Here is a 14,228-nt window from a genome sequence, read left to right as displayed (position 1 = left end):
ATATGAAATCTTTTCCTTTACATAGATACAATTGGATGATATAATTAAAACAAGAATTAATAACGATACAATTTGACAAAAGGAGCGATACAATTATGAAGGGTTTTACTTCAAGAAAACTTACTTTAGGAGGAGTTATGGCAGCATTAGTTTTAGTGGGAACTATGCTTATACAAATTCCAACTCCTACTAAGGGTTATATTCATATTGGAGATAGTATGGTTTATTTATGTGGCATATTTTTAGGCCCAGTATATGGAGCATTGGCAGCAGCCATAGGATCTTTTTTAGCAGATGTCTTATCTGGATATATGGTGTATGCACCAGCCACTTTTGCCATAAAGGGTTTAGATGCCTTCCTAGTAGGAATTATATATTATAAAATTGTAAAAGATGGAGATTCTACGGTCAAGAAAATCATAGGATTTTTAGTAGGGGCTTTAGCAGGTGGAGCCTTAATGGTAGGTGGATATTTAATTTATGAAACCTTCTTATATAAGTTTGAAACGGCCCTATTGGGAGTTGTAGGAAATATTACTCAAGTTATAGGTGGAGCTGTTGTGGCCTTACCACTTCTAGTAGGTCTTGAAAGAAGTAAAGTAATACAAAGGTATGCAAAGGAGTTTTAACAGATTATAAAGCCGATTTTTTATTGGCTTTATTTTTATTGGAAAAAAAGGTAATAATATACTAAGTCACATTAAAATCATTGAGGAGTTTTAGGATGAGAAGACCCATGTTGTTTATTTTTTTAGTATATGCCTTTGGAATATATTCTGGAGAATACATAGAAATAATTAATGAAAAGATTCTATTATCCATATTAATATTAGGTTTACCTATTATTTTGAAAAAAAAGAAGAAATACATAGCATTAGGATTGATTATTTTTTCATTAGGCAATTTCAATTATATAGGACAGAAACATTATGAGGGAGAATTAAGTAGTTTTGAGAATGATAAAATAAAAATAAAGGGATTAGTAGTACAACAACATACATATGATAATAAGTTCATATTAAAGAGTGAGTATGTTATACATGAAAACAAAAAATATTTTATCAGGGAAAAAATATTAGTAAAGTTAAAAGAGAAAAAAATCATAAATACATTGGGAAAAAGGATTATAGTAGAAGGTAATGTGCTAAAGAGCCCTAGAAGAAATAACCCTAAGGAATTTGACTATAGAACCTATTTAAAGAGCAAAGGAATAAATTCTATAGTATATGCTAGTTCTATGAAAGTTACTAAGGAAGTGAATCTATTATTATATGGGGCTTATAAAACTAAAAATTATGTATACAAATTTTTTGAAAATACCCTACCACCATTAGAAGGAAATCTATGCTATGGTCTAATAACAGGAGATAAAAGTTTGCTAAATGAAGAAATATATGATAACTTTAAAAGTCTGGGAATAAGTCATATATTAGCAATTTCTGGGTTACATGTGGGAATAATATATATATTTGTTTATAGGGTTACTTTTAAAAAAAAGTTTATACAAAGATTCTTAGGTGCTATGATATTTCTCATGTATATAATTGTAACAGCATATTCCATATCCATCATAAGGGCCGTATGTATGTTGCTTATATTAGATATCTCTAATGAAATGGAAAGACCCTATGATTCATTGTGTGCCTTATCCTTCATAGGTTTTTTATTTATCTTAATAAATCCCTATGTACTGTATAATAGCGGATTTTTACTATCATTTTTTACTGTTATATGGATTGTACTTCTACATGGTAAGCTAGAAAGGTTATTATACTTTTTTAATGAAACTATTAGGAAAATCATAAGTGTAACTTTAAGTGCCCAACTGGGAATATTACCAATTATATTATATAATTACAATGAGATATCCATCTATTCAGTCATAGTGAATATAATAGGAATATGGATATTATCTATTTTAATGCCTATTATATTGTTGAATCTATGTTTATACTTAGTAATTCCAAAGGCTAGCGGCCTATTAGGTGTTTTAATATTATGGGGAAGTAGAATAATAATAAATTTGGTAAAGGTGTTTATGAAAATGCCCTATAGTAGTTTTCTTTTAGCATCTCCAAGTGAAATTTTTATAATAACCTATTATGTCATATTATTCATTATAGTTTATGAAATTTGGCCCATAAAAATAGGGAAAAAAAGTATGTGTATTATAATAATAGGAATATTTTTTATAACCAATGTGGTAGATGACTTAGGGAAAAAACCATTTACAATGACATTTTTCCATGTTGGCCAGGGAGATTGTATATTGATAACTACTCCTCATAAGAAAAACATATTAATAGATGGTGGACCTGTAGATGAAAATGATAAAAAATTATTATATCTTTTATTAAAAAATAGAATAAAAAAGATAGATATTATGATCCTATCCCATAGCCATGAGGATCACATTGGTGGACTAGTGAGGGTGGCTGACAAGATGAAAGTGAATAACCTAATATATGGAGTATATGCCAATGAAGTAAAAGAGTTTAATGAACTCATTTACCATTGTAATAGGCATGGGGCTGAAATTTTTAGCATGTCAAGGGGTGAAAGGATTACAGTGGAAGAAGATTTATCTATCCAATGTATTAATCCAAAGGGGAATACTTTATACAATGAAGATGATGAAAATGATAATTCTCTTAGTTTTATTATGGATTATAATAATTTTAAATGCCTATTCACAGGAGACATAGAGTCAAGGGCAGAAGAAAACATATTAAAAAGTAATGAAAATATAAAGGCTGATTTAATTAAAGTACCACATCATGGTAGCAATACATCTAGCACCAGGAACTTCTTAAATAAAGTGGATGGTAAAATAGCCATCATTCAAGTTGGAAAAAATTTTTATGGACATCCAAGTAAGGAAGTAATAGATAGGTATGATAAGGATGGATATGAAATTTTTAGGACAGATAAATATGGAGCAATAATAATAAAAGTAAATGAAGATCACATAAATATAAGAACAATGGGAGATAGGAGTAATGGATTACAAGGAAATAATAAAAAAGATAAAAAAGAAAGAACTTAAAAATGTAAACTTATTTTATGGAACAGAAAATTATATAATAGATAATATTGTTAAGATAATAAAAAAGGATCTTATAATAGATGATTTTGAGGCGTTAAACTACCAATCCTTAGAAGGGGAACAAGCTACAGTAGATAATATTATTAATGCTTGTGAGACATTACCATTTATGGGAGATTGTCGATTGGTAATAGTAAAAAATATGGAATTATTTCTTGGGAAAAGAAAAAGCATTAGTGAAGAAGAAGAAAAAAGAATTATAAAGTATTTTAGCAATATTCCAAGTACTACATATCTAGTATTTACTTCAATGGAAGGGGTAGACAAAAGAAAAAAAATATTTAAGGAAATAAAAAAATATGGTGAAATAGGTGAATTTAATAAGTTAGTAGGATCTGATCTTTACAAATGGGTGGAAAAGCATTTTAAAGAAAAGGGGAAAAAAATAGAATTAAAAAATATTCGTATGCTTTTAGAAGGAATTGGATATGAGGAGAAAAATTCTCCTAAGACTCTAAGGGATGTGGAAAATGAAATAAATAAAATTGTGGGATATATAGGCACAAATCAAGTTGTTAATAGGAAAGATATAGAAGCCTTATCTCCAAAGACTTTAGAAAATAATATATTTATATTAGTAGATTGCTTAGGGACTGGTAAAATTAAAGAAGCATTGAGTATACTAAATGATATGGTATTGCAAGGAGAACCTATAGTACGAATAACTCACATGATAATTAGACAATTTAGATATATATATCAAGTTAAGTTAATGTTAAATAAGGGATATACTAATATGGCCATAGGACCTAAGCTTGGAATACAATCCTTTGTGGTAAGTAAGTATGTTAAGCAATCAAAAGAATTTACCCTAAAAAGGTTAAAAGAAATTTTAGATGAATTAGCTAATACGGATAAGGCTATAAAGAGTGGAAAAATGGAACCTAAGCTAGCAGTAGAAATTTTTATAGTAGGTAGTAGATCATAGATGGATAAAAATAATATTTGTAAATAAAAATACAGGATATCATATCCTGTATTTTTATTTACAAAGTAAAAAAGCGTACTATGTACGCTTGTTTCCATGGGGAATTTATGACGGGTTGAAACGATAATGTATAAATTACATAGCTGCATTTAACTGCTTAGCTAATTTAGCAACTTTTCTTGAAGCATTATTCTTGTGGAATATTCCTTTAGAAGCTGCTTGCATGATTTTCTTTTCTGCAAAAGAGAACTTTGCCTTAGCTTCTTCCATGTTTCCAGCAGTTAAAGCTTCATTAAATCTTCTTATAGCAGTTTTAACAGCAGATTTAACCATTCTGTTTCTAGCTGTCTTAACTTCGATAACTTTAATTCTTTTCTTTGCTGATTTTATATTTGCCAATCGGTTCACCCCCTTGTATCATTCAATTCAACAAAAGTAATTTTATCATGATTGTTTTCAAATTGCAAGGTAAAACTAATATTTATTTTATTTCCAATATACAAAAAAATTATTCACACTTATATTTACTTATTTTAATTACATAAATTTCATAAAAAGGTGAAAACTATATAAAGATAGGAGGTATGTGTATATGATAAGAACAGATTTGGCTTTAGAAGCACAAGAAATGTGTCAAGAGGAAAATCGTGGCGAAATCCCAGGAGTGTCTGTAGACCAACGTAAAGAGGATATGGCCACAACTACCTATGTGAAAGTTTTTAATGGAGAAGGTAGTAAGTTGATGGGAAAACCAGAGGGAATGTATATTACCATAGAAGCACCCCAATTAAAAAAGGCAGATGCAGATTTAAAAGACAATATGAGTAAACTTTTAGCGAAAGAGTTAAAGGCCTTTGTTCCTAAAAAAAACAATTTTAAAACCCTAATTGTGGGATTAGGGAACTGGGATATAACTCCAGATGCATTAGGGCCACAAGTAGTATCTAAAATATATGTGACTAGACATTTTTTTGAGGCATACGAAAAAGAAGATGATGAGACTATGAGATCTGTCAGTGCCATATCTCCTGGAGTTATGGGTACCACTGGAATTGAAACGGTGGAAATTATAAAGGGGATAGTAGAAAAAACTAATCCAGACTTTGTAGTGGTCATAGATGCACTAGCATCTAGAAAGATGGAAAGGGTTCACACAACTATACAAATAACAGATACGGGAATAAGTCCTGGTGGTGGTGTGGGAAACAAAAGAAAAGAATTTAGCAAGGAAACCTTAGGTGTGCCAGTTTTGGCCATAGGAGTACCTACTGTAGTAGATGCTGCCACATTAGCCAATGATACCATAAGTTTAGTGGTGAATCATCTTGCTAATCAAACATCTAAGGGTTCTTCCTTTTACAATTTGCTAAAGGGAATGAAAGATGAAGATAAATATGAATTAATAAGAGAAGTTATGGAGCCCTTTAATGCTAATGTAATAGTAACTACTAAGGATATAGATATGATAATTACAAATATTTCACAAATAATAGCTAATGCTTTAAATATTTGCCTACATCCCGGTATTGAAATTAAAGATGTAAATAGATATCTACATTAGCTTAAAGGAATATTTCATGATTTTAAAGCATATAATTCTTTGTAAACATAAGACAAGCAAGGGGGGAACCTATTGATAAAAATTATAGAATTAAAAAAAATATATAAGTGGATAGGACTGATTTTGACTATAACCTTGTTTGTATTGTCCATAAAATTTTATGTATATGATATAACAGTAGAAGCATTGAGTAAGGATAAAAATTATGAAGTCCAAGTTGAAGAAAAGAATATAAAAAAGGACATATTAAGGGCTGTGTTTTTAAAGGGAATACCTGCTATGGAGGTAACATACAAAAAGGAAGTGGTACAAAAGGAGTACTCTCCTAAATTGGTTTTTTACAAGTTACTAGATATTAACTATAAGGATCCTAAGGCTTTTTTAAAGGTTGAGGGAGATATTTTAGAAAATAGCCATGAGGATATGGAAAATTATAATGACCACAATAAAAAGGTGGTAGAACCTAAAATAGAATCTGAACCTACCATGAAAAATGAGGATGAAAATTTGGCAGAAGAGAAAACTACTACTGAAGAAGAAGGAAAAAAAGTAAAAGAACCAGATGAAACAGATGAGGTGAAGATAGTCGCTTCACCAGCAAAAAAACCAAATAAAAAATTAAAAATTGTAAGTGGAAAACCAAATATATTTATTTATCATACCCATGCTACTGAATCTTATCTTCCTGTAGATGAAGGAAATTTCCATTCTCTTAAAAGAGATTATACTGTTAGAAAAGTTGGGGAAGTTCTTACAAACTCTTTAAAGGATAAGGGGTATAATGTGGTTCATGATGAAACCCTTCACGACTATCCCTCCTATAGGGAATCTTACACAAGGGCATTATCAACCCTTAAAATCAACATGAAAAAATATCCTACAGCCAATTTTATAATTGATATACATAGGGACGCAGGGGGAAGTTCAGAAGAAAGTAGAAAAAATAGCTATATAACTATAAAGGGTAAAAAGGTAGCAAAATTTAGTATGGTAGTAGGAACTAAAAACGAAAATTATGAAGATTTAATGGCCTTTGCAAACTATATTAAGGGAAAGAGTGATGAACTTTACCCAGGACTTTGTAAAAAGACTATTAAAAAGCCATATAAGTTTAATGAATATAATTCAGATCACTATATTTTAATAGAAATAGGTAATACGCAAAATAACATAGAAGAGGCTACTAAAGGAGCTTATTATGTTGGTAAAATACTAGATGAAGTAATAAAGGATATAAAGGAATAGAATCTTAAATTAAGGTACATAATACTAGTGGTGATAATAATGGGCAGAAAAGAGGAAAAAAATAAGAAAAACTATTACTTTTTCAAAAGTATGAGTATATTATTAATTATGATAACCATGATTGTGGGCATAGTTTCTGTAGACAATTCATTTCGTCAATTAAATAAAATAGATGATAATATGGCACTTGGATATTGTAAGATAACTAAATCCCTTTATGAAATACATGTATGTGGTGAAAAATTATACATAGATGAAAAAAAAGTTAAAGATAAATATATATCTATAAAAAATAATATTGATATTTTCATAAGGGATGTGCAAAATAAAAATGATTTTTTTCATAAATAAAAATGGATTTTCAAAATTCATTTTTATTTTTATTTTATTTGCCTTTTAAAAATAAATACTAAAATAGTTAGTAAAACTACACCATTTCAATAAATTATGATATAATGATACAGATTTTAAAGAATAAAAGGAGGACTATTAATGGGTAGTAACCGCCAAAAGCAGATACGAAATTTTAGTATTATAGCGCATATTGACCACGGAAAATCTACTTTGGCAGATAGATTAATAGAAAAGACAGGTCTTTTAACGGAAAGGGAAATGAAAGATCAAATACTAGATAGTATGGAACTAGAGAGAGAACGTGGTATTACTATAAAGTTACAAAGTACTAGATTGGTTTACAAGGCCAAAGATGGTGAAGAATATATATTGAATTTAATAGATACACCAGGGCATGTGGATTTTACTTATGAAGTTTCACGAAGTTTAGCAGCTTGTGAGGGAGCTGTATTGGTAGTAGATGCAGCCCAGGGTGTAGAGGCACAAACATTAGCCAATGTATATTTAGCATTAGAACAAGATCTAGAAATAGTTCCTGTTATAAATAAAATAGATTTACCAAGTGCAAGACCAGATGAGATAAAAGAAGAAGTGGAAGACATTATAGGTATAGATGCAAGTAATGCACCTCTTATTTCCGCAAAGGAAGGCTTAAACATAGAAGATGTATTAGAAGCAGTAGTTAAATATGTACCAAGCCCAAGTGGAGATGAGGATGCACCTCTTAAGGCTTTAGTATTTGACTCCTACTATGATAGTTATAAGGGTGTAGTAGCTTACACAAGAGTAAGAGAAGGCAGTGTAAAGCGTGGAGATAAGATTTTAATGATGGCAACAGGCAAAAAATTTGAAGTGACGGAAGTAGGGGTATTTACACCAAGTGCCATGGCTACAGATATATTAAGAGCAGGCGATGTGGGATACATAACTGCTAGTGTTAAAAATGTGGGAGAAGTGGAAGTTGGAGACACTGTAACCCATGCTGATAATCCAACTGATGAACCACTACCAGGATACAAAGAGGTAATTCCAATGGTTTATTGTGGTATTTATCCGGCAGAGGGTGAAAAATATGAAAACGTTCGTGATGCCCTTGAGAAACTTCAAGTTAATGATGCATCTTTAGAATTTGAAGCGGAAACTTCAAATGCATTAGGATTTGGATTTAGATGTGGATTCTTAGGATTACTTCATATGGAAATAATCCAAGAAAGATTAGAAAGAGAATTTAATTTAGGATTAATAACCACATCTCCTAGTGTTATATATAGGGTTACAAAAACTGATGGGGAAGTATTAATGATACAAAATCCTACAAATTTACCTCCAAGGGAAGAGATATCTTTCATGGAAGAGCCCATAGTAGATGCAAAGATTATGATTCCTAATGAGTATGTGGGAAATGTAATGGAACTTTGCCAAGATAGACGTGGAAATATGAAGAATATGGAATATATAGATGAAAGAAGAGTAGCTCTTAATTATGACCTTCCTTTAAATGAGGTAATATATGATTTCTTTGATGCATTAAAATCAAAGACTAGGGGATATGGTTCCCTAGATTACGAGTTAAAGGGATATGAAAGATCTGAACTAGTTAAAATGGATATATTACTTAACAAAGAAGTGGTAGATGCATTTTCTATGATTGTTCATGAATCTAAAGCTGCCTCTAGGGGAAGAATAGTATGTGAAAAATTAAAGGAAGTAATTCCTAGACATATGTTTGCTATACCTATTCAAGCGGCTATTGGAAATAAGGTAATAGCTAGAGAAACTATTAAAGCTATGAGAAAAGACGTATTGGCAAAATGTTATGGTGGAGATATAAGTAGAAAGAAAAAGTTACTTGAAAAGCAAAAAGAAGGTAAGAAGAGAATGCGTCAATTAGGAAATGTTGAAGTTCCTCAGGATGCATTTATGGCCGTATTAAAATATGATGATTCAAAATAGTCACCTTTAGGTGGCTATTTTTATTAAAAAAAGATTAAGGCATATGAAAGGTGTTTATTATGAAAGAAATAGGATTATATATACATATTCCCTTTTGTCACAGTAAATGTTTTTATTGTGATTTTAATTCTCATTCAAATATGGAAGATAGATGGAGTTCCTATGTGGAAGCCATGATTAAAGAATTTCAAATGAAAAAAGAGTTGTTATCTCAGTATATAATAAAATCCATTTTCATAGGTGGAGGAACTCCATCCTTACTTCCAATAACCCAAATGAAGAAAATATTAGATTATATAAATATTAATTTAAAAATGAAAAAAGATTTAGAATTTACAATAGAATCAAATCCAGGAACTCTAGACAGGGAAAAATTAGAATTTTACTTAGAAAGTGGAATAAATAGGATTAGTATGGGATTTCAGGCTTGGCAAGATCATATCCTAAGAGAAATTGGGAGAATTCATACTAAGGATGACTTTGTACAAAATTTTAAGTTGGCCAGGGAAGTGGGCTTTAAAAATATAAATGTGGATTTAATGTTTGGCCTTCCAAATCAGACTATAGAGGAGTGGAGAGAAACATTAGAAAATATAGTTAAGTTAAATCCAGAACATATATCATCTTATAGTTTAAAGATAGAAGATAATACCATATTTGCAAGGAAGTATGATAAAGGCCTATTAAAGTTACCATCGGAAGAAGAAGATAGAAAAATGTATTATTTAGCCAAAGACATATTGACTAAAAATAATTATATTCACTATGAAATATCAAATTTTTCAAAAAATACATATGAAAGTGTACATAATATGATTTATTGGAAAAATCATGAATATATTGGTGTGGGATTAGGTGCCCATTCATACATAAATAAAACTAGAACTTCAAATCTTATAGATATGAATGAATATATTAAAAATTTAAATATTGGGAATGAAATCCATATTGTAGAAGAAGTGAACAGTATGAAGAGTCATATAAGTGAATGTATGTTTTTAGGACTAAGGTTGGTAAAAGGTATAAATATTCATGAACTAAATGAAAAATATAAGGTGGACATTGAAAAAATTTATGAAAAACAAATGAAAAAACTTATAGGTGAAAAGTTGTTAAAAAAAGAGGGGAAATACCTATTTTTAACACCAAAGGGAATTGATCTATCAAATCAAGTATTTATGGAATTTTTAATAGAGTAAAAAAACATATTGACAAATTATTTCATTAATGATAATTTAAAAACATAATAGTTTAGCACTCAATGATAGAGAGTGCTAACAATTAGGGGTGATATTATGGAACTGGAAGAAAGAAAACTGAAAATTCTACAGGCCATAATAAGAGATTTCATAGAAACGGCAGAGCCTGTAGGCTCACGCACACTAGCTAAAAAGTATAATCTAGGAGTGAGTTCTGCTACTATAAGGAATGAAATGTCTGATTTAGAAGATTTAGGATACTTAAGTCAGCCCTATACATCTGCTGGAAGGATTCCATCAGATAAGGCGTATAGGCTATATGTGGATAATATGATTAATGACTTGAAAGTTGATAAGAAGCTTAATAGGGAATTAGAAAAAAAGTATATAAGTAGCATAAGCCAAATGGAACAGGCAATTAGTCAAACGGCTAAATTTATTTCTAAAACTACTAAGCTTACATCTGTGGCCCTATCCCCTCAATTGAGAGAAGGTATATTAAAGGGTGTAAAATTAGTACCTATTGATTCAAGAAGCATATTATTGATTATAGTATCTGAGACAGGAGAAGTGAAAAATACTGTCATAAGAAGTAAAGAACCCTATAATGTAGGCGAGTTAGAACTATTATCTAATGTTTTAGAATCAAAGTTAAAGAATTTAAGGATTGGAGAGATAAATCCCTCCCTAATTAAAATGGTCTATGAGGAAGCCCTAAGGTATACACGAATTGTGGAATCCATATTGCCAGCTTTAATAAGCACTATTGAAGATATGATTAATGTGGAATTATATTTAGAAGGTATTGCAAATATATTTGATTTGCCTGAGTATAATGACATAGAAAAGGCAAAAAAATTCATGAAATTATTAGGAAGAAAAGACAACTTGATAAGTTTGCTTCTCAATTCACAGGAAGCACTTAACATAAAAATAGGTAAAGAAAATGAGTTTGAAGAAATGAAGGAATGTAGTTTAATTACAGCTACTTATAAGTATAAGGGACTTATAATAGGGAAAATTGGAGTAATAGGGCCAACTAGAATGGACTATAACCATATAACATCAGTAGTATCCTGCATAACTAACAGCTTAAGTAAAATATTGAAAGATAATAAATAAATATTGTTTAAGATTAAAAACAAAATAAGCTTAGTCCTTCATTAGGACTAGGTCTTATTCATGAAAATTTTAATTAAATTAAGAAATCAGGTAGGTGAATGGAATGGAGAATATAAATTCTCAAGATCAAGAGGAAATAGAAGAAATAATTGAAGAGGTTAAAGATGAATCTGTAGAAGAAAAGATAGAAGAAGTAGAAAATACTAATAATGAGTTAGAAAAGATTAAGCAGGAGAATGAAGAATTAAATACAAAATATCTAAGAATGACTGCTGATTTTCAAAACTTTAAGAGAAGAGTTGAAAAGGAGAAAAGTGACATATACAAATTGGCAAATGAAAAGTTAATTGTTGATCTATTGCCTATTTTAGATAATTTAGAGAGAGCTATTAATTCTCATAAGGATGAAATAAAAGACGAATCATTTTTCAATGGAATAGATATGATTCTAAAGCAATTTGTTGATATTCTTGGAAAAAATGGTTTAGAAGCCATAGAGGCAGTGGGAAATCAGTTTGATCCAAATTACCATCATGCAGTTATGCAAGATAGTTCAGATGATGTGGAACCTGATACTATCCAAGAGGAATTTCAAAAGGGTTACATATTAAATGAAAAAGTAATACGCCCTAGTATGGTTAAAGTTATTAAATAAAATTTTAAAATTTATATATATATTGAAGGAGGAGATTTAAAATGGGTAAAGTAATAGGTATCGATTTAGGTACAACTAACTCATGTGTAGCAGTTTTAGAAGGTGGAGAACCAGTAGTTATTCCTAATGCAGAGGGAAATAGAACTACTCCTTCTATAGTGGCATTCTCAAAAAATGGAGAAAGATTAGTAGGAGAAACTGCAAAAAGACAAGCAATAACAAATCCAGAAAGAACAATAATGTCAATAAAAAGACATATGGGAACAGACTATAAAGTTGAAATAGATGGAAAAGAATATAGTCCACAAGAAATATCAGCTATGATTCTTTCAAAGTTAAAGGCCGATGCAGAGAGTTACTTAGGTGAAAAGGTAACTGAGGCTGTTATTACAGTTCCTGCTTACTTTACAGATAGTCAAAGACAAGCAACTAAGGATGCTGGTAAAATAGCAGGTCTTGAAGTAAAGAGAATAATAAATGAGCCAACGGCAGCGTCCCTTGCTTATGGATTAGATAAGGAAACGGATCATCACAAGATTATGGTATTTGACCTAGGTGGTGGAACATTCGACGTGTCGGCATTGGAACTTGGAGATGGAGTATTTGAAGTTCTTGCTACTAATGGAAATAACCATTTAGGTGGAGATGACTTTGATGAGGCTGTAATGAACTTCTTAGCAGAGTCATTCATGAAGGAACATGGAGTAGATTTAAGAAAAGATAAAATGTCTTTACAAAGATTAAAAGAAGCTGCAGAAAAGGCTAAGAAGGAATTATCTAGTGCTCAAAGTACTAATATTAATTTACCTTTTATTACAGCAACTGCAGAAGGTCCACTTCATTTAAATATGGATTTAACAAGAGCTAAATTCAACCAATTAACATCAGTTTTAGTAGAAAATACTATGGAACCTACTAAGAAAGCTTTAGCTGATGGAAACTTAAGCTCTGCAGATATTGAGAAGGTAATTTTAGTTGGAGGTTCAACTAGAATTCCAGCAGTTCAAGATGAAGTTAAAAAACTTACTGGAAAGGACCCACATAAGGGGGTTAATCCAGACGAGTGTGTTGCACTTGGAGCTGCTATTCAAGCGGGAGTATTAACGGGAGAAGTTAAGGATGTATTACTATTAGACGTAACTCCTTTATCTTTAGGTATTGAAACTTTAGGTGGAGTATTTACTAAGCTTATTGAAAGAAATACTACTATTCCTACAAAGAAGAGCCAAGTATTCTCTACAGCAGCAGACAATCAACCATCTGTTGATATTCACGTATTACAAGGTGAAAGACAAATGGCAGGAGACAACACTACATTAGGAAGATTCCAATTAGATGGAATTATGCCAGCACCAAGGGGAATTCCTCAAATAGAAGTAACTTTTGATATTGATGCTAATGGTATAGTTAATGTTAGTGCAAAGGATAAGGGAACTGGAAAAGAGCAAAAGATCACTATTTCAGCATCAACTAATTTAAGCGATGAAGAAATAGAACAAAAGGTAAGAGATGCAGAAAAATTTGCTGAAGAAGACAAGAAAATTAAAGAAGCTATAGAGTCAAGAAATAAGGCTGATTCATTAGCTTATGAAACGGAAAAGACATTAAAAGAAGTTGGAGACAAGATTAGTGCCGAGGAAAAAGCTAAAGTAGAGGCAGCTTTAGAAACTCTAAAGAAATCTTTAGAGGGAGATGATATAGAAGCTATCAATAAGGCTACAGAGGAATTAACTACTGAGTTCCATGCCATATCACAAAAAATGTATGAGCAAGCAGCTCAAGCTCAAGGTGGAGCAGAAGGTCAACCAGGAGCTAATCCACAAGATGATAATGTGGTAGATGCAGACTACGAAGTAGTAGATGAAGATAAGTAATTTAGATTGTTAAACCTAGGGCACCCTTAAATGGGTGCCTTCAGATTGTATAGAAGTATAGATTTCTGGCGTATAAACTTGCTTTATGTGAGCCTATTTCAGGAAAATATATTGAAAATCTTTTCCACCCAAGTCCTTGTCACAAGCGAAAGTGTGAATCTTCGTATATAGGTTCATGTGTCATGTTGGAGTAGCATAGGATGTTGTGACGTTCCAGGGTTCCAAAGATTT

General features: G+C 30.9%; 12 protein-coding genes. 11 read left to right on the top strand and 1 reads right to left on the bottom strand.

Translation table 11 applies throughout. From position 1 onward, the window contains the following. The first annotated feature begins 95 nt into the window (after positions 1 to 95). The 3 genes from N4A57_RS03630 (at position 96) to holA (ending at position 4,034) form a co-directional block, all read left to right on the top strand. The gene (locus N4A57_RS03630) at positions 96 to 629 is read left to right on the top strand and encodes an ECF transporter S component (RefSeq protein ID WP_293656210.1); all 534 of its coding nucleotides are present in this window, start codon (positions 96 to 98) and stop codon (positions 627 to 629) included. Positions 630 to 724: 95 nt separating this feature from the next. Beyond that, positions 725 to 3,046, top strand: a complete 2,322-nt coding sequence (locus tag N4A57_RS03625) for a DNA internalization-related competence protein ComEC/Rec2 (protein ID WP_293656209.1) — start codon at positions 725 to 727, stop codon at positions 3,044 to 3,046. Continuing rightward, a complete protein-coding gene (holA, locus tag N4A57_RS03620; protein ID WP_293656208.1) occupies positions 3,000 to 4,034 on the top strand; it encodes a DNA polymerase III subunit delta in 1,035 nt (344 codons plus the stop codon). The genes N4A57_RS03625 and holA overlap by 47 nt, the downstream gene beginning before the upstream one ends. 135 nt (positions 4,035 to 4,169) lie before the next feature. Here the strand turns inward: holA and rpsT are convergent, their stop codons facing one another. Continuing rightward, positions 4,170 to 4,433 (bottom strand): 30S ribosomal protein S20, encoded by a 264-nt coding sequence (gene rpsT / locus N4A57_RS03615; protein WP_293656265.1) that lies wholly within the window; start codon positions 4,431 to 4,433, stop codon positions 4,170 to 4,172. 193 nt (positions 4,434 to 4,626) lie between these two features. Here rpsT and gpr point away from each other — a divergent pair, with 193 nt between their 5' ends. From gpr to dnaK, 8 genes are all read left to right on the top strand, one after another. Next, positions 4,627 to 5,595 (top strand): GPR endopeptidase, encoded by a 969-nt coding sequence (gene gpr, locus N4A57_RS03610; protein ID WP_330671435.1) that lies wholly within the window; start codon positions 4,627 to 4,629, stop codon positions 5,593 to 5,595. 72 nt (positions 5,596 to 5,667) lie between these two features. After that, positions 5,668 to 6,840 carry a stage II sporulation protein P gene (gene spoIIP, locus N4A57_RS03605; protein ID WP_293656206.1) on the top strand — a complete coding sequence of 391 codons (1,173 nt, stop codon included), beginning with the start codon at positions 5,668 to 5,670 and terminating at the stop codon, positions 6,838 to 6,840. A gap of 90 nt (positions 6,841 to 6,930) precedes the next feature. Continuing rightward, positions 6,931 to 7,191, top strand: a complete 261-nt coding sequence (locus N4A57_RS03600) for a hypothetical protein (RefSeq protein WP_293656205.1) — start codon at positions 6,931 to 6,933, stop codon at positions 7,189 to 7,191. 141 nt (positions 7,192 to 7,332) lie between these two features. Next, on the top strand, positions 7,333 to 9,147 hold the full coding sequence (gene lepA, locus N4A57_RS03595; protein ID WP_293656204.1) for a translation elongation factor 4: 1,815 nt from the start codon (positions 7,333 to 7,335) through the stop codon (positions 9,145 to 9,147). A 59-nt stretch (positions 9,148 to 9,206) separates the two neighbouring features. Beyond that, positions 9,207 to 10,346: a radical SAM family heme chaperone HemW gene (gene hemW / locus N4A57_RS03590; RefSeq protein ID WP_293656203.1), complete on the top strand. Its 1,140-nt coding sequence runs from the start codon at positions 9,207 to 9,209 to the stop codon at positions 10,344 to 10,346. Positions 10,347 to 10,442: 96 nt separating this feature from the next. Further along, positions 10,443 to 11,468, top strand: coding sequence for a heat-inducible transcriptional repressor HrcA (gene hrcA, locus N4A57_RS03585; RefSeq protein WP_293656201.1), 1,026 nt, complete (start codon positions 10,443 to 10,445; stop codon positions 11,466 to 11,468). Positions 11,469 to 11,571: 103 nt separating this feature from the next. Further along, the gene (gene grpE / locus N4A57_RS03580; RefSeq protein WP_293656199.1) at positions 11,572 to 12,123 is read left to right on the top strand and encodes a nucleotide exchange factor GrpE; all 552 of its coding nucleotides are present in this window, start codon (positions 11,572 to 11,574) and stop codon (positions 12,121 to 12,123) included. 41 nt (positions 12,124 to 12,164) lie between these two features. Continuing rightward, positions 12,165 to 13,997 (top strand): molecular chaperone DnaK, encoded by a 1,833-nt coding sequence (gene dnaK / locus N4A57_RS03575; protein WP_293656198.1) that lies wholly within the window; start codon positions 12,165 to 12,167, stop codon positions 13,995 to 13,997. Positions 13,998 to 14,228: the final 231 nt, after the last annotated feature.

The organism is Anaeromicrobium sp. (assembly GCF_025210435.1).
In the GTDB taxonomy this organism is placed as follows: domain Bacteria; phylum Bacillota; class Clostridia; order Peptostreptococcales; family Thermotaleaceae; genus Anaeromicrobium.
This window is presented reverse-complemented; position numbering and strand designations above follow the sequence as displayed.